Origin of the sequence: Pantoea sp. PNT03 (assembly GCF_014852515.1) — a bacterium.
GTDB classification, from domain to species: domain Bacteria; phylum Pseudomonadota; class Gammaproteobacteria; order Enterobacterales; family Enterobacteriaceae; genus Pantoea; species Pantoea leporis.
Genome location: NZ_JACVBT010000005.1, coordinates 285,505 through 302,238, shown reverse-complemented (window position 1 = coordinate 302,238; position 16,734 = coordinate 285,505). Strand labels below are relative to the sequence as shown.

Genomic DNA, 16,734 nt, shown 5'->3' with positions numbered 1-16,734 from the left:
AAAGGTCGCCATGAATGGCGACCTTTTTTATATCTGCTGTTAAATCTGCGCCTGATCCCGCAACCAATCGCGAAACAACGTAATCTCTGCATCGTGCTGACGCGAAGTCTTGGTCATCATCAACGTGGCGCGATCGACGCGCACAAAGCCCAGCGGTGCGATCAAGGTGCCGTCACTCAACTCCTGACGCACCAGCAAGCGTGGCGCCATAATCACGCCCAATCCGTTTCTCGCCGCCTGAATGGCTAACGTCAAATTATCGAAATGCTTGCCGATCCAGTAATTGCCGCGTACGCCGCTGGTTTTCGCCCATTCGGCCCACGCATGCAGCCGCGTATCGGCGTGCAGCAGCGGCAGTGAGGCGAGATCCTGCTCGCTTTGAAAGCGGGCGGCAAACTGCGGGGCGCACAGCGGGCCGATGTAATCATCGCTGATCAAAGTGGCATCAATATCGTCATCCGGCGACTGCTCGGCGCTGAGAATCAGCACATCGGTATGCTCGCTGCGCAGCTGGTCAATCTCTACCAGCGGCTGAAACTGCACTTCAATATCGGGATAGCGCTGATAGAAGCTGGCGATGCGCGGAATCAGCCATTGCGAGAGAAAGCTGGGCGCGCAGGAGACGCTGATATGATGGCGCATGCCGGTACGGATGCTTTCGCAGGTGGTGGAGAGCTCGCTAAAGGCTTTCTGACAACTCACCAGCAAACGTTCACCGTGTGAGGTTAATTTGACGCGTCCATTAGTACGCACAAACAGCGGCTTCCCCATCCAGCTCTCCAGCTGTCGAACCTGATGGCTAATGGCGCTATGGGTGACATGCAGACGTTCGGCCGCTACGCTAAAACTGCTGAACAGTGCCGCCTGGTGGAAATAGTGCAGTGCACGTAACGATGGAAGCACGGTCATACTCGTCCCCTGTGTAAAAACCTAACAGGGATTGTCAGTTTATATCATTTTAATGTCCAGCCGCATTGGCCTAACCTTTCCACCAGATTCTGGCAGGTTGACGGCTACGGCTCTCTGTGTTTTACGCCGACTATCACCGCAGGTTTCACCTCCCACACACAGCATAATAACCAGAGACATACCACGCGATGGCTCCACAACTTGCTTCTGCCAGGGCGGCGGCGGCGCGCGATAAGCTTCGCGGCTCGCTTTCCCGCTATTACCGGCTTGAAAATTTCGATCTCTTTTTCGCTCCCTCTTTGCATATCTCGCGAGTGCTGCTTTCCCAGCTGTTTCTCCGTCAGGAGCAATCACGTAATCACACGCGCTATGCCTCGCACTATCCGGTTAGTGAACTGAGCGTGCTGCCTACCTTGCCAATGACGGCGGGCAACATTGCGCTGGTGGATCATGTTGATATGCAGCAAGGTCGCGTGCGTGCGTTGAGCGAATGTCAAAGCCACGGCGTCACCGATGCATCGGAGTCGTTTGCCACGCAGCTACACAAACGGCTGGTGAGCGATGCGCGACTGTTTGTCGCCCGCCTTGATCGCCATTCGGCGTTATGCGGCGATCTGGTGTTAATCGCATTGCGCACCGCCGATTTCAGCACATTGGTGCGCAGTGAGCTGCGGCTGTTTGAGCAAGGATTAGCGCTCGGTGGCGCGCCAGAACAGGCGCTGGCAATGATGAAGGAGAGCGAATGGCGTCCGTACAATATTGCGATGGTGGAAAAAATCGCGCTCGACTCGCCATTCATCCTGCACTCCATTCAGCAACCGGGATTACCCTTTGCGCTTTTTCCGCTGCCGAACGGCCTCAATGCCAGTGAATTGCCGCAGGATGTTCAGGTGCTGCCCGAACAGGCGCAATTACGCTTGCGCGCCGACGTGCGCGGCGGGGTCAACAAACAGCTGAACGTCACACCCGCACTGAAAAAACGCCTCAAAGACCTACTCATGCTTAGCCGTGATTCCTAAAAACGGGCACTCTGCTGGTATTTGCTGACAAAGCAGGTCAAAGTAGACCTTTCGTGGCGAGCGCGCCCGTTTCCTTGTGGTGTGCGGGCCATAATGGTATGTTCTTCGCCTTCTCAGATTGAACAATGCGATTCGCAAGGGGAATTACGCAATGCGTATTATTCTGCTCGGAGCTCCGGGCGCAGGTAAAGGCACTCAGGCTCAATTCATCATGGAGAAATACGGTATTCCGCAAATCTCCACCGGTGACATGTTACGTGCGGCAGTCAAAGCAGGTACGGAACTGGGCCAACAGGCAAAAGCGATCATGGATGCCGGTAAACTGGTGACTGACGAGCTGGTGATTGCGCTGGTTAAAGAGCGTATCGCGCAGGAAGACTGCAAAAACGGTTTCCTGCTCGATGGCTTCCCACGCACTATCCCGCAGGCTGACGCGATGAAAGAAGCGGGCATCAAGGTTGACTACGTGCTGGAGTTCGCTGTACCGGACGAGCTGATTGTGGATCGTATTGTTGGCCGCCGCGTACATACGCCATCGGGCCGCGTTTATCACGTCACTTACAATCCACCGAAAGTGGAAGGTAAAGATGACCTGACCGGCGAAGAGCTGACCACGCGTAAAGATGACCAGGAAGAGACCGTGCGTAAGCGTCTGGTGGAATACCATCAACTGACTGCGCCGCTGATTGCCTACTACGGCAAAGAAGCGCAAGACGGCAACACCGAATATCACAAAATCGACGGCACGCGTCCTGTCGCCGAAGTGAGCACGCAATTGGCCACGATTCTCGGTTAATGCGTTGAGGGGCCGGTTGTCCGGCCCTTTTGCAGCAATTGCTTTCCCCTCCTTTAATTTCCGCTACAATTTCCCCCTGATTTTGCATTCGACCCATTCGTTTCGACATCAAGGAAATACCATGAGGCAAGAAAAGCCCGGGGTTTTGCTGGTTAACTTAGGCACACCAGACGCACCCACAACACCTGCGGTTAAACGCTATCTGAAACAATTCCTCGGCGATCCACGAGTGGTTGATACACCGCGCTTACTGTGGTGGCCGATTCTCAATTTCATCATCGTGCCTTTTCGCTCGCCACGCGTATCGAAACTGTATGCTTCCGTATGGATGGATGAAGGTTCACCGCTGATGGTGTTCAGCAAGCGTCAGCGTGACGCATTGGCGCAGCGCCTCGATATGCCGGTTGAACTGGGCATGAGCTACGGCCAGCCAAGCCTCGACAGCGCGCTGAAACGCTTGCTGGATCAGGGCGTGACCAAACTCATCGTGCTGCCGCTCTATCCGCAGTTCTCCTGCTCGACGGTTGCCGCAGTATGGGACGGCTTAGCCACCAGCTTTAAACCACTGCGCTCGCTGCCGGAAGTGGCGTTTATCCGCGATTACGCGGAGCATCCGGCTTACATCGCCGCGCTGAAAGCCTCGGTTGAGCGCTCGTTTGCGCTGCATGGCGAACCGGATCTTCTGGTGCTGTCCTATCACGGCATTCCGCAGCGTTTCGCCAATGAAGGCGATGATTATCCGCTGCGTTGCAAAGACACCACCGATGCGCTGGCCGCGGCGTTGGGCATTGCGCCGCACAAAATCATGATGACCTTCCAGTCGCGCTTTGGTCGCGAGCCGTGGCTGACGCCGTACACCGACGAAACCATGAAAAGTTTGCCGGCCAAAGGCATCAAGCATGTGCAGGTGATGAGTCCGGGCTTTGCGGCGGATTGCCTTGAAACGCTGGAGGAGATCAGCGGTGAGAACTGCGAGATCTTCCTGCATGCCGGCGGCGAAAAGTTCGAGTACATTCCTGCGCTCAACGCCGATGCGGAGCACATTGAAATGATGGTGCAACTGGTCAACGCGCGCCGTTAAGGGTGTGGCAGAGAGTGTGATATCATTCTCTGCCTGATTTTCCCTGACGGCACTCTCGATGAAATTTCCCGGCAAACGCAAATCCAAACACTATTTCCCCGTCAACGCGCGCGATCCGCTGCTGCAAGCCACGCAGCAAGAGCAGGAAGAGGGCAGTTGGGTGGTGGGTATCGACCAGACGCTGGTGGATATTGAAGCCAAAGTCGACGACGACTTTCTGCAGCGTTACGGTTTAAGCGCCGGTCACTCGCTGGTGATCGACGATGCTACCGCCGAGGCGCTCTACAACGAACTGATGCGCGAAGCGCTCATCAGCCATCAATTTGCCGGTGGCACCATCGGAAATACCCTGCATAACTATTCGGTGCTGGCAGATGACCGCTCGGTGCTGCTCGGCGTGATGTGCAATAACATCCAGATCGGCGGCTACGCCTATCGCTACCTGTGCAACACCTCCAGCCGCATGGATCTTAACTTCCTGCAGGGCGTCGATGGCGCGATTGGCCGCTGCTTTACGCTGATTGGCGAGCAGGGCGAGCGTACCTTTGCCATCAGTCCCGGCTTGATGAACCAGCTGCAGGCCAACAGCATTCCGGAAGAGGTTATTGCGGGCGCGTCGGCGCTGGTGCTGACTTCCTATCTGGTGCGCTGTCAGCCGGGCGAACCGATGCCGGAAGCCACTTTACGCGCCATCGACTACGCCAAAAAACACAACGTGCCGGTGGTATTGACGCTCGGCACCAAATACGTGATTCAGGATAATCCGCAGTTCTGGCGCGATTTCCTGCGCGATCACGTCTCAATTGTGGCGATGAACGAAGAAGAAGCCTTTGCGCTGACCGGCGAGCAGGATCCGCTACTGGCGTCGAATATGGCGCTGGATTGGGTGGATTTGGTGCTGTGTACCGCCGGGCCAACCGGTTTGTACATGGCCGGTTTCACTGAAGAGGAGTACAAGCGCAAAACCAACCATCCGCTGCTGCCGGGCGCGCTGGCTGAGTTCAACCAATATGAATTTAGCCGCGCGATGCGCCACAAGGATTGCGAACAGCCGCTGCGCATCTTCTCGCATATCGCGCCATATATGGGCGGCCCAGAGAAGATCATGAACACCAATGGCGCGGGCGATGGTGCGCTGGCGGCGCTGCTGCATGACATCACCGCTAACAACTTCCACCGCCAAAAAGTGCCGAACTCCAGCAAACACGGCCGCGCCTACCTGACCTATTCGTCGCTGGCACAGGTGTGTAAATACGCGAACCGGGTAAGTTATCAGGTACTGAACCAGCATTCACCGCGCCTGACGCGCGGCCTGCCGGAGCGGGAAGACAGCTTAGAAGAGTCGTATTGGGACAGATAAAACGCAAGGTCGCCGTTCATGGCGTAATGCTCGTCAGTTAAGGCATGAAAACCCTTAATTACCGAGAGCACACATTGTAGCGGCGCAATTTATTGCGCGATAAATCGCGCCGCTACGGAATGTGCGGTGATTTGATAAGGTGCTTAACTGATCGGCATTACGCCGTTAATGGCGACCTTGCTAAAGACCACACTCACTTAAATTGGGCACTCACGTACAATCGGGTTCTGCGCAATCTCTTCTTCCAGCACATGCAACATGCTGTTAGCGATCTCACGCTCGCCCATCACTACGCGATTCGCGCCGCGCTCCATTATGTAGGCCACTTCATCGTCATAATGCGCACGGGCAATAATCTCAATGTCCGGACGCTTCTCGCGCGCTGCCGTCACGACTTCACCGGCTTCGTAGCCATTCGGAATGGTCAGCAGCAGCCAGCGGGCGCAGTCGAGGCGCGCCAGTTCCATGGTATCCACGCGTGCCGCATTGCCCAGCACCGCTTTGATCCCTTGCTCGCGCAGCGCTTCAACGCGCGGACGGGAGTTCTCCACCACCACCAGCGGCACATCCGCTTCCATCAGCTTTTGCCCCAGCAGGCTGCCGACGCGGCCATAACCTACTAAAACTGCGTGATTGCAGATATCCACCGGAATCTGCTTCTCTTCTTCGATCGCTTCTTCCAGCGTCTGTTCTTCTATGGTCTCGGTTTTGTCGAGGTAGCGTTCCAGCACGCTAAACAGAATCGGGTTAAGCATGATGGAGAGAATCGCCGCCGCCAGCACCAGATTGCGGCCTTCCTCGCTCAGCATGCCGAGCGAGATGCCGAGGCCGGCGAGAATAAAGGCGAATTCACCAATCTGCGCCAGGCTCACCGAAATGGTCATCGCGGTGCGACGTGAATGACCCAGCAGCGTTACCAGCAGCCAGGCAGCAATAGATTTACCCAGCACGATAATCGCCAGCGCGCCAAGCACCGCCAGCGGCTGCTCAATCAGGATCATCGGGTCAAACAGCATGCCGACGGACACAAAGAACAGGACGGCGAACGCATCCCGCAGCGGCAAGGTATCGTGCGCCGCGCGGTGGCTGAGTTCAGATTCGTTCAGCACCATGCCGGCAAAGAAGGCGCCGAGGGCGAAGGAGACATCAAAGAATTCGACGGCGCCAAAGGCGATACCGAGCGCCAGCGCTAACACCGCAAGGGTAAACAGCTCACGCGAACCGGTCGCGGCACTTTTTGCCAGAATCCATGGCACCACGCGACGGCCTACCACCATCATCAGCACCATAAAGGCGACGACTTTACCGATGGTCAGCAGCAGATCCCACAACAGCAGCGTTGGGCTGGCGTTGCCCTGTTCCAGCATGCCGGCGATGGCTGGCAGCAGCACCAGCGTCAGCACCATCACCAAATCTTCCACGATCAACCAGCCAATGGCGATTTGCCCGCGCTGGCTATCAATCAGCTGACGCTCTTCCAGCGCGCGCAGTAGCACCACGGTGCTGGCGGTGGAAAGACACAACCCAAATACCAAACCGGTCATCCACGACCAGCCCATTGTCCATGAAAGTCCCATTCCCAGCAGCGTCGCCACGGCGATTTGCGCGATGGCGCCAGGAATGGCGATGGACTTTACCGACATCAAATCCTTCAGCGAGAAGTGCAAACCGACGCCGAACATCAGCAGAATAACGCCGAGTTCAGCCAGTTCAGGGGCAAGGTTGGTATCCGCGACAAAGCCTGGCGTGAAGGGGCCGGCCAGGACGCCAGCCAGAAGATAACCGACTAACGGTGAGATGCGCAGGCGGTTTGCCAGCATACCAAGGAGAAATGCGAGGACCAGTCCCCCGACAATGGTAGTGATCAACGGTGTGGTGTGATGCATGCCTGTCTCCTTGTGTGCAAATGTATCCGCTTGTAACAACCTAGTGTAATGCACAATTCCTTACCGCGTTTAAACATTTGAGCGGTTAAAGCCCACTAAATTGAAAAAATGAGACTAAAACGCAGCTGAAGCTCCATTTTCGTCAGTTATCTCACGATATCGGCTGGAATTACGCAGAATGAAGGGTGGCGCGGAAAAAATAGTTGCAGGGGGAAATTGGCTTCGCAGCAGGGGTTGTTACGGTTAAAGCGGTCCTAAGTCGATAAAGTCACCGCCAGGTGTAGAATTGGGTTGTCAGTCCCAGCTTGAAGCGAATTTAAAAACGCTGGTCGTCACGCTGTGCCATGATGCAATGCGTGTTTCATCTTGAGTTAGCCAGCCATCTGTGCGACACAGAAGGGCGATAACGCACATTAAGTCCACCGCTAAGTGGAAAAACGCAGAATAAGGAGATCGACTTTGTTTTTATCACCGCGAAAAGGGCGCTGGCTGGCGCTGACAGTGTTACTGCTGCCGATGCTGGCGCAGGCGTGGCAAACGGATCGCAGTTATCGTTTCAGCATTCTGCACACCAACGATCATCACGGTCGTTACTGGCCGAACGCACAGGGCGAATATGGCCTTGCGGCACAGAAAACGCTGATGGATCAACAGCGCTACGATGTGCAGGCCAAAGGTGGCGGCGCGCTGATCCTGTCGGCGGGCGATGTGAACACCGGCGTGCCAGAGTCAGACATGCTGGATGCTGAACCCGACATTCGCGGCATGAACCTGGTGGGCTATGACGCCATGGCGTTGGGCAACCACGAATTCGACAAACCGCTTAGCGTGCTGCAACAGCAGCAGAAGTGGGCCAAATTTCCGTTCCTTTCGGCCAACATCTATCAAAAAGGCACCGACACGCGCTTATTTAAGCCGTGGGCAACCTTTAACCGCATGGGGCTGAAGATTGCGGTGATCGGCCTGACCACCACCGACACGCTGCGCATCGCCAATCCGGAAAACATTGCGACGATTGATATTCGCGATCCGGTGAAAGAGACCGAAAAAGCGGTGACGGAACTACGCGCCAGCGAAAAGCCTGATGTGATCATCGCGCTGACACACATGGGCCACTACGACGACGGTCAGCACGGCAGCAATGCGCCGGGCGACGTGGAGCTGGCGCGCAGCCTGCCGCCGGGGACCATCAACGTGATCATTGGCGGCCATTCACAGGATGCGGTGTGCATGGAGAAAGAGAACGTCAGCGTAAAAGATTATCAGCCAGGCCAGCCCTGCCAGCCGGATCGGCAAAACGGCGTGTGGATCATGCAGGCAAAAGAGTGGGGCAAATTTGTTGGGCGCGGCGACTTCACCTTCCGCAATGGCGAGCTGACGCTGGAGAATTACCAGCTGATCCCGGTCAACCTCAAGCACAAGGTAAAAAATCTTGATGGCAGCGAATCCTGGCTCACCTGGCAGGAAGAGATCCCGAAAAACAGCGCGATGATGAAGCTGTTAACGCCGTATCAACTGCGTGCTGGCAAGAAACTGGATGTCAACGTCGGCAGCAGCGACGGCGTGTTTGTCGGTGAGCGCGACAAGGTACGCTTTGAGCAGACCAATCTTGGGCAGCTAATTTTGCGCGCCCAAATGGCGGCGACCAAAGCGGACTTTGCGGTGATGAGCGGCGGTGGCATTCGCACTTCGCTGGCGCAGGGTAATCTCAGCTGGCGCGATTTGTTGCAGGTGCAGCCGTTTGGCAATCAGGTGGTGTCGGTGACGCTGAAGGGTAATGAAGTGCTGAATTATCTGGCGACGGTTGCCAATATTAAAGTGGACTCCGGCGGCTTCGCGCAGTTCAGCAACATCAGCCTGGTGGCGGATGGTAAAGGCGTCAGCGACGTGAAGATTAATGGCGAACCGCTGCAAAAGGATAAAACCTACCGCATGGCGACTAACAGCTTTAACGCCAGCGGCGGCGATGGTTATCCGAACATTGAAACCCATGCTGGCTTCAGCAACAGCGGGCAGCGCGATGCGGATGTGCTGCGTGAGTATGTCAGCCAGCATTCACCGCTGAAGGTAGCGGATTATCAACCTGGCGGGATTGTGCATCTGACGGCAGCACAAATTGAAGAGCGCAACAAAGCGCTGGAGAAGCAACGCAAACCAAGCTACCCGCAAATGATTCTGGCGTGGATCTGGCCGCGCGCCGCACAACATTGAACTCTGCGCTCGTAGGTCGCCATTTATGGCGACCACTTTTTATACGCACATCAGGCCCGACAGGATTTCTGCGTCACCCAACGGTGGCGCAACTTATCCCACATCCAGTTGTAAACCATGGTATAGGGCAGGAAGAACAGGAAGAACGCCACTTCTAGCACAAAGGCTTCCAGCAGCGAAATATTCAGCATCCAGGCGGCAATCGGCAAGCCAATCAGGATAAAACCGCCTTCAAAGCCCAGCGCATGCATGGCGCGTAAACCGAATCCGCGTTTCACCTGCGGCGGCCAGATGCGGTCAAAGCCGGTGTTATAGATCATGTTCCACAGCATGGCGACGGTTGACAGCATAATCGCCAGCGCGCCCATCTGAAACAGCGGTTTCTCCATGATCCAGGCAGCCAGCGGCGCAACAGTGATAAGTGCTAACCCTTCAAAGCCTGCGGCATGACAAAAACGTTCTTTCAGCGAACGGGTACGCATATAAACCTCCTTATTGGTGATAACCCCTATTTTCGCACTGGGTGATGCTAAGATAAAATGATCACCTATCGATAAAAGCGATGGTTCAACATGAAATATTCCCCGGAATCCCTTGAGGCATTTGTGCAAACCGTGGCCAGCGGATCCTTTTCGGCGGCGGCGCGCGCGTTGTCTAAAAGCCAGTCCACCATCAGTAACGCGATCGCTAATCTGGAAGACGATTTGGGTTTCACGCTGTTTGATCGCAGCGGACGTAATCCGATATTGACCGAGCATGGCCAGCGCGCGTTTGCGCAGGTGCAGCAGATTCTGGCCGCCAGCCAGCGGCTGGATGAGCTGGCAGTGCGCTTGTCGCAGGGCGTAGAACCGCGCCTTAGCCTGGCGATCTCCGATTTTTGGCAAGCGGATCACCATGAAAATCTGCTTAACCGGTTTGAGGTGCGTTATCCAGATATCGATTTTGAATGCATGATCGCCGAGGATGCTGATGCATTAGATTTGATACAAGCCGGGCGCGTGCACCTTGGCGTGGTGCGGGCGCAGCCACAATTGCCGCCGGATTTGGCGGTGGCACGCTTGCAAGTGGGGGCGCAGATGGCGATTTACCTTCATCAGGATCATGCGCTGTCGCAGGCTCAGCAGGTGAGTGAAGGGCAGTTAGGTGAGTTGCGGCATCTGCGACTCAATACCTGGGTACAAAATCGCGATCCCTTGCCCGCCGGACGCGTGTGGTCGGCGCCATCTTATTTATTGCTGTTAGAGATGGCAGAGCAGGGTTTTGGCTGGAGTATATTACCGCGCTGGCTGGTGGAGCAGTTTGGTCATCAGGTGCTGAAGGAGTTGCCGGTGCCGGGCTGGCCGCAGCATATCGCGGTTGATGTGGTGTGGTCGCGGCGTAATCCGCCGGGACCGGCCGGGCGCTGGATGATCGATCAACTCTGCGCCCAGCAGCCCGACTAATCGCGCCGTGCGACGTCGGCCAGCGGCGCATCCAGCAGGCGAGACAAATCTTGCGCGGCCAGCTCGATATCCAGCCCGCGTTTGCCGCCGGAGATAAAGATGGTGGCAAACTCCGCTGCCTGCCGATCGATCACCGTTGGCAGACGCTTTTTCTGTCCCAGCGGGCTAATGCCGCCTACCAGATAACCGGTCACGCGCTGTGCCAGCTGCGTATCGGCCATATCCGCTTTCTTCGCGCCCAGCGCTTTGGCGACCTTTTTTAGATCCAATTGGGTTGAGACCGGCGTTACCGCAACCGCCAGCGCTTTAGCATCGCCGTTGAGCGATACCAGCAAGGTTTTGAACACCTGGCGCGCATCCAGATTAAGCTTACGCACCGCTTCGTCGCCAAAATTGGTTTCGTGGCTATCGTGGTGGTAGGGATGCAGGGTAAAGGTGACTTTTTGTTTTTCCAGAAGTTTTACCGCGGGCGTCATGATCGGTCCTTGTTAGGAAAATTCTTATTTCAGTTTTGATGGAAAAACAGTGGCGAAATTCTGAACTTTGCGCGAGAATTGGCCCGCGCTAGCAAGAGATTGTTGGTGATAACCAAAATCATAAACAAATTCCTCTTTGACGGGCCAATAGTATTATTGGCCTTCTTTTTTTCTGCCGAACGCACAATTAATCAACCGCACAAGCCCGTAGCGGCGCGATTTATCGCGCAATAAATTGCGCCGCTAAGAAATGTGCATAAATCAGCTCTTCAGCAGTCCCGGCAAATTATCATCGCCATACAGATGCAGTGCGCCCACCGCCACCACATAACGCCCTTTCGGTAACGCCAGCAGCAGCTCGCGCCAGTGCTGGTTGCGGTTGCGCATCAGCGTGTCGTTCAGCTCGCTGCTAAAGGTGGTCGGCAGCGCCACCGGTTGCTGGGTGGGCGGCGCATCCAGCCACCAGCTGATCATGGTTTGCAGCAGGCGCGCGTTGGTGTGCCAGTGTTCCAGCGTATCCAGCAACAGCGGCAAACCATCCTGCGGCAGCGATTTCAGCAGGGCGATCTGCGTTTCCGGACCTTCCAGCTCGATAATGCGTTTGTTGGCCGCTTTGGCCGCCTGCAACAGCTGATAATCGATACCAAACTGCGGACGTAATCCCAGCCGCTGCGCCTGTTGCGCCTGCAACATCAGCGCGATCTGCCAGAACGGCAGCGTATCGAACAGGCTCAGTGACAGCGAAAGCTCATCGCACAAGGCCTGCAAGCGCTGCAGCACGTCGTCGTCGAGTCGCATTGCCAGCGGCGGATGTTCATCATCATTGCTGAACGGCGATTCGCCTTGAGTGATATCGGCTTCGACAATCAGCGCGTCGGCTTTATGCAGCTGGCGCAATAGCCCGGCAGGCAGCGGCTGCATATCGCGCGTGCCCATGTGAATGCTGCCCGCCAAATGCAAACGACGATCGCCCAGCTGAATATCCATGGCCGGCCAGCTGTAACTGGGCGGAAAAAGGGTCGCGATCCGTTGTTGGATGCTGTGCCACAGACCGTGTCTCATTCCCTGTCCTTTTTAAGGCAAAAAACCATGCTAGCGATTTCATCTCATGAAAAACAGGGCTGGAATGGCTATTGCCGTTGCGCGGGCTTGAAGCGCAACAAACGGTTAGCGTTGCTCACCACGGTAATGGATGACAGCGCCATCGCCGCGCCCGCGACAATCGGGCTCAGCAGCATGCCGGTAAACGGATAGAGCACGCCGGCCGCAATGGGAATCCCGAGGCTGTTGTAGATAAAGGCGCCCAACAGATTTTGCCGCATATTGCGCAGCGTAGCGCTGGAGATCGACAGCGCATCGGCGACGCAGTGCAGATCGTTGCGCATCAGCGTCATGGCGGCGGTTTCTACCGCCACATCGCTGCCGCCGCCCATTGCAATGCCGACATCCGCCTGCGCCAGCGCGGGCGCATCATTAATGCCGTCGCCGACCATCACCACTTTGCGGCCTTGCTGCTGTAGCTGCTTAATCGCCTGCGCTTTACCATCCGGCAACACGCCGGCAATCACTTCATCAATACCCGCTTCGGCGGCAATGGCCTGCGCGGTTTTCTGGTGATCGCCGGTCAGCATAATCAGGCGATAACCTTGCTGATGCAGACGCTGCAGCGCCGCTTTACTCTCGGGACGCAAGCTGTCACGCAGCGCGATCAATCCCAGCAGCTGCTGATTGTCGGCCAGTAGCACCGGCGTTGCGCCTTGTGCGGCGAAGCGCGCGATATCGTCCTGCGCGGCGCGGTAATCAACCTGCTGCTCATCCAGCAGCGCCTGATTCCCCAGCAGCAGCGTTCTGTTTACCACTGTAGCGCTGATGCCTTTGCCGCGTATTGTACGAAATTGCTTAACCGCTTCGGCGTTCACCGCAGGCGCAGCCTCAAGAATCGCTTTGGCGAGCGGATGGCTGGAGCCTTGCTCCATCTGCGCCGCCGCGCTGAGCACCTGCTCGCGATTCCACTCGCCATACAGCACCACATCGCTGACCTGCGGCGTGCCGCGCGTCAGGGTGCCGGTTTTATCGAACACGATAGTATCGACTTCGCTGGCTCGCTGCAGCGCATCGGCGTCACGCACCAGCACGCCCAGCTCTGCGGCGCGCCCGACGCCCGCAATCACCGACATCGGCGTGGCTAAACCCAAAGCGCAAGGGCAGGCGATGATCAGCACCGTGGTGACAATTACCAGCGTGTAAGCCAGTTGCGGCTGCGGACCCGCCAGATACCAAATCACCCCGCTCAGCAGCGCAAGCGCCACCACCACCGGCACAAATACGGCGGAGATGCGATCCGCCAGTCGGCCAATATCCGGTTTGCTGCTTTGCGCCTGACGCACCAGATTGATAATGCGCGCCAACGTGGTGTGGCTGCCGATGGCGCGCGCCACAAAGTGCAGCGTGCCGTCTTGTACCAGCGTACCGGCAAAGATTTTATCTCCCGGCTGTTTGGCCTGCGGCACTGCTTCACCGGTCAGCATCGCTTCATCCAGCCAGGCTTCACCGCTGGCGACCTCACCGTCCACCGGTACGCGATCGCCAGTGACCAGCTTCAGCGTCATGCCGGACTGAACCTCGCTGAGCGGCAACAGCGTTTCACCCTGATCGCTGATGACCCGCGCCTGCGCCGGGGTTAAATCCAGTAATCGTTCCAGCGCCTGCGAGGCGCGCTGGCGTGCGCGCTGCTCCAGCGCGTGGCCGAGATTGATCAGGCCAACGATCATCACGCTGGCTTCAAAATAGAGATGACGCGCCTGATGCGGGAAGAATTCGGGCCAAAGGGCGACGCTCATCGAATAGAGCCACGCCGCGCCGGTTCCCAGCGCCACCAGCGTGTCCATGGTGGCTGTGCCGTGACGCAAACTGCGCCACGCGCTGCGATAGAAGTGGCCGCCGGCCATCACCATCACCAGCAAGGTAATCACGCCGAGCGTGCGCCACAGCGTTTGGTTATCTGCGCTCAGCATCATGTTGTCGCCGAGCATGCCCCAAACCATCATCGGCACGCCGAGCAGCAACGCCAGCGCCGATTGCCAGCTAAAACGGCGCATGGCGTGCTGCGCGCTAACCTGCTGGCGTTCGCGGCGGGTTTGTTCATCCTCGATCACTTCGGCGGAATAACCAGCCTGATCGACCGCGCTCACCAGCGCTTCGGCGCTTGCATCACCCATGATCAGCGCGCTGCGCTCACCGAGATTGACGCGAGCCTGGCTGACGCCCGGCACTTTTTGCAGCGCCTGTTCCACGCGGCTTACGCAGCTGGCGCAGCTCATGCCGCCAATCAGTAAATGATGCACAGGAAGCTCAGCTTCAGTGGATTGTGCCGGTTGCGACTCCGTTGTCAGCGCCTCCGGCGGCGGCTCTGTAGCTGTCAACGGATCAGGCTTTGGGCTGGCTGCGCCGTCTTTCAGCACCGCGTGATAACCGGCTTGTTCAACCGTAGCGATCAGATCGCTGGCGCTCGCCGCACCGGTCACGCGCGCTTCTTGCTGCGTGACGTCCGCCTGTTCAACATCGCTGCGCTGCTCCAGCGCTTCTTTGACGCGTTTTACACAGTGGCCACAGGACAAGCCGTCCAGCGCCAGCAGTTGGGTATGTGACATGGTGTACTCCTCAGGCTAATGATTTTGACTGCATGCAAAATTTGCATTAGAACTACAGCCTAAACCTTCCCCTGAATGGAAGGTCAAGGGGGAAAAATGAACATCAGCGATGTGGCAAAAAAAACCGGACTCACCAGCAAAGCGATTCGCTTCTACGAAGAGAAGGGCGTGGTGACGCCGCCGTCGCGCGGTGACAATGGCTATCGCCATTACGCGGCGCATCATATTGATGAGCTGAATCTGCTGCGCCAGGCGCGTCAGGTGGGTTTTACGCTGGAAGAGTGCCGTGAACTGGTGACGCTGTTCAACGATCCCGCGCGCCACAGCGCCGATGTTAAAGCGCGCACTTTGCAGAAAGCCGACGAGATTGCTGCGCACATCGAAGAGTTACATGCGATGCGCGCGCGCTTGCTGGAACTGGCGGAGGCTTGCCCCGGCGATGACAGCGCAGAGTGCCCGATCATCAATCATCTGGCCGGTTGCTGCCATCACGCCGATGGAAAGCGCGGCTGAATCATCAGCGTAATGCCGACCACGCCAGTGACAATCACCGGCGTGCCCGCCGGCAGGTCGCTGTCCGCCTGCACGCGCCAGCTGCTGTCACCAATGCGTACGTGTCCAAGGCCGTTTTTCAGCGCATTATCCAGCGTCAGCTGCATGCCCATTAACTGGTTACCGCGTTGGTTAAGCGTGTTAGCGACCTGCGACGATTCGCGATAGCGCATCCAGCGATGCCAGAAGAACGCGCTGAACAACGTCATCACCGCAAACACAATGCCCTGACTGGTCCATGAGATGGGAAACAGCCACTCAATCAGCGCCACCGCGACGGCGGCTAAGCCACTCCACAGCAGATAACCGCTGGTGCCGAGCATTTCGGCGGCCAACAGCAGGCCGCCCAGCGTCAGCCAGAACCAGTGTGGATGCGCAATCAGCTCCATCAGGATCATGGTCTGCGCTCCGTCCGGTTCTCCTTCAGCAGTTCACTGATACCGGCAATTGAACCGAGCAGGCTGCTGGCGTCCAGCGGCATCATCACCACTTTGCTGTTGTTGGCTTCGCCGATTTTTTGCAGCGCGTCGGTGTATTTCTGCGCCACAAAGTAGTTCACCGCCTGAATATCACCGGCGGCTATCGCCTCGGAGACCATGCGCGTCGCCGTGGCTTCCGCTTCCGCCTGACGCTCGCGCGCTTCAGCTTGCAGGAAGGCCGAGGTGCGTTCGCCTTCTGCTTTGAGGATCTGCGACTGCTTGTCCCCTTCGGCGCGCAAAATCGCCGCCTGACGTACGCCTTCGGCGGCAAGGATATCGGCGCGTTTGGTACGTTCCGCCTTCATCTGCGCGTTCATCGCGGCGATCAACTCCTGCGGCGGGCGCACGTCACGAATTTCGATACGGGTAATTTTCACGCCCCACGGATTGGTGGCTTCATCAACGATATGCAGCAGACGCGTGTTGATGTTGTCGCGCTGCGACAGCATCTCATCCAGCTCCATGCTGCCGAGCACGGTACGGATGTTGGTCATGGTCAGATTCAGGATCGAGAGTTCAAGATTGCTGACTTCGTAGGCGGCGCGCGCCGGATCGACAACCTGAATAAAGCACACCGCATCAATGGTGACGTTGGCGTTGTCTTTAGAGATGATTTCCTGGGAAGGGATATCGAGCACCTGTTCCATCATATTGATTTTGCGACCAATACGATCCATGAACGGCACAAGCAAATTGAGGCCGGGCGCCAGGGTTTTGGTGTAGCGGCCAAAGCGCTCTACCGTCCACTGGTAACCTTGTGGAACAATTTTTACACCGGCCCACACGGTAACGAGTGCGAGCACAATGATGACGGGAATGACCGTTAACATATAACCTCCTGGCTGTCAGATTGTCGGGCCGAGTCGTTCGGCC

15 protein-coding genes are annotated in these 16,734 nt (G+C 57.0%); 7 read left to right on the top strand and 8 right to left on the bottom strand.

What is annotated here, in order from left to right; translation table 11 throughout:
* Positions 1-39 precede the first annotated feature (39 nt).
* The gene (locus IB226_RS18695) at positions 40-909 is read right to left on the bottom strand and encodes a LysR substrate-binding domain-containing protein (RefSeq protein WP_101762395.1); all 870 of its coding nucleotides are present in this window, start codon (positions 907-909) and stop codon (positions 40-42) included.
* 188 nt (positions 910-1,097) lie between these two features.
* Here IB226_RS18695 and IB226_RS18690 point away from each other — a divergent pair, with 188 nt between their 5' ends.
* The 4 genes from IB226_RS18690 to IB226_RS18675 all read left to right on the top strand — a co-directional run bounded on the left by IB226_RS18690 (position 1,098) and on the right by IB226_RS18675 (position 5,165).
* On the top strand, positions 1,098-1,928 hold the full coding sequence (locus IB226_RS18690; protein WP_192236696.1) for a DUF6024 family protein: 831 nt from the start codon (positions 1,098-1,100) through the stop codon (positions 1,926-1,928).
* A gap of 151 nt (positions 1,929-2,079) precedes the next feature.
* Positions 2,080-2,724 carry an adenylate kinase gene (gene adk, locus IB226_RS18685; protein WP_008103865.1) on the top strand — a complete coding sequence of 215 codons (645 nt, stop codon included), beginning with the start codon at positions 2,080-2,082 and terminating at the stop codon, positions 2,722-2,724.
* Between the two features lie 121 nt (positions 2,725-2,845).
* Positions 2,846-3,805 (top strand): ferrochelatase, encoded by a 960-nt coding sequence (hemH, locus tag IB226_RS18680; RefSeq protein WP_137385293.1) that lies wholly within the window; start codon positions 2,846-2,848, stop codon positions 3,803-3,805.
* Between the two features lie 58 nt (positions 3,806-3,863).
* The gene (locus IB226_RS18675) at positions 3,864-5,165 is read left to right on the top strand and encodes an inosine/guanosine kinase (protein WP_192236695.1); all 1,302 of its coding nucleotides are present in this window, start codon (positions 3,864-3,866) and stop codon (positions 5,163-5,165) included.
* Between the two features lie 197 nt (positions 5,166-5,362).
* Here the strand turns inward: IB226_RS18675 and ybaL are convergent, their stop codons facing one another.
* Positions 5,363-7,051 carry a YbaL family putative K(+) efflux transporter gene (ybaL, locus tag IB226_RS18670; protein WP_137385295.1) on the bottom strand — a complete coding sequence of 563 codons (1,689 nt, stop codon included), beginning with the start codon at positions 7,049-7,051 and terminating at the stop codon, positions 5,363-5,365.
* Positions 7,052-7,510: 459 nt separating this feature from the next.
* Between ybaL and ushA the strand changes: the two genes are divergently transcribed.
* Positions 7,511-9,262: a bifunctional UDP-sugar hydrolase/5'-nucleotidase UshA gene (gene ushA / locus IB226_RS18665; RefSeq protein ID WP_192236694.1), complete on the top strand. Its 1,752-nt coding sequence runs from the start codon at positions 7,511-7,513 to the stop codon at positions 9,260-9,262.
* Positions 9,263-9,312: 50 nt separating this feature from the next.
* Here ushA and IB226_RS18660 read toward each other — a convergent pair whose 3' ends face one another.
* A complete protein-coding gene (locus IB226_RS18660; protein ID WP_192236693.1) occupies positions 9,313-9,744 on the bottom strand; it encodes a multidrug/biocide efflux PACE transporter in 432 nt (143 codons plus the stop codon).
* 90 nt (positions 9,745-9,834) lie between these two features.
* On the opposite strand from IB226_RS18660, the gene IB226_RS18655 reads away from it, so the two are divergent.
* Entirely contained in the window at positions 9,835-10,704 is an 870-nt protein-coding gene (locus IB226_RS18655) for a LysR family transcriptional regulator (RefSeq protein ID WP_110865658.1), read from the top strand.
* On the opposite strand, the gene ybaK is transcribed toward IB226_RS18655, so the two are convergent.
* The 3 genes from ybaK to copA form a co-directional block, all read right to left on the bottom strand.
* Entirely contained in the window at positions 10,701-11,180 is a 480-nt protein-coding gene (gene ybaK / locus IB226_RS18650; RefSeq protein ID WP_192236692.1) for a Cys-tRNA(Pro)/Cys-tRNA(Cys) deacylase YbaK, read from the bottom strand. The genes IB226_RS18655 and ybaK overlap by 4 nt on opposite strands.
* 261 nt (positions 11,181-11,441) lie before the next feature.
* The gene (locus IB226_RS18645; RefSeq protein WP_192236691.1) at positions 11,442-12,242 is read right to left on the bottom strand and encodes a TraB/GumN family protein; all 801 of its coding nucleotides are present in this window, start codon (positions 12,240-12,242) and stop codon (positions 11,442-11,444) included.
* A 68-nt stretch (positions 12,243-12,310) separates the two neighbouring features.
* Positions 12,311-14,830 (bottom strand): copper-exporting P-type ATPase CopA, encoded by a 2,520-nt coding sequence (gene copA, locus IB226_RS18640; protein WP_192236690.1) that lies wholly within the window; start codon positions 14,828-14,830, stop codon positions 12,311-12,313.
* 96 nt (positions 14,831-14,926) lie between these two features.
* Between copA and cueR the strand changes: the two genes are divergently transcribed.
* On the top strand, positions 14,927-15,343 hold the full coding sequence (cueR, locus tag IB226_RS18635; protein WP_101762384.1) for a Cu(I)-responsive transcriptional regulator: 417 nt from the start codon (positions 14,927-14,929) through the stop codon (positions 15,341-15,343).
* Here cueR and IB226_RS18630 read toward each other — a convergent pair.
* Entirely contained in the window at positions 15,319-15,780 is a 462-nt protein-coding gene (locus IB226_RS18630) for an NfeD family protein (protein ID WP_225608369.1), read from the bottom strand. The two genes, cueR and IB226_RS18630, sit on opposite strands and share 25 nt — an antisense overlap.
* On the bottom strand, positions 15,777-16,691 hold the full coding sequence (locus IB226_RS18625; RefSeq protein ID WP_101762383.1) for an SPFH domain-containing protein: 915 nt from the start codon (positions 16,689-16,691) through the stop codon (positions 15,777-15,779). The genes IB226_RS18630 and IB226_RS18625 overlap by 4 nt, the downstream gene beginning before the upstream one ends.
* Positions 16,692-16,734: the final 43 nt, after the last annotated feature.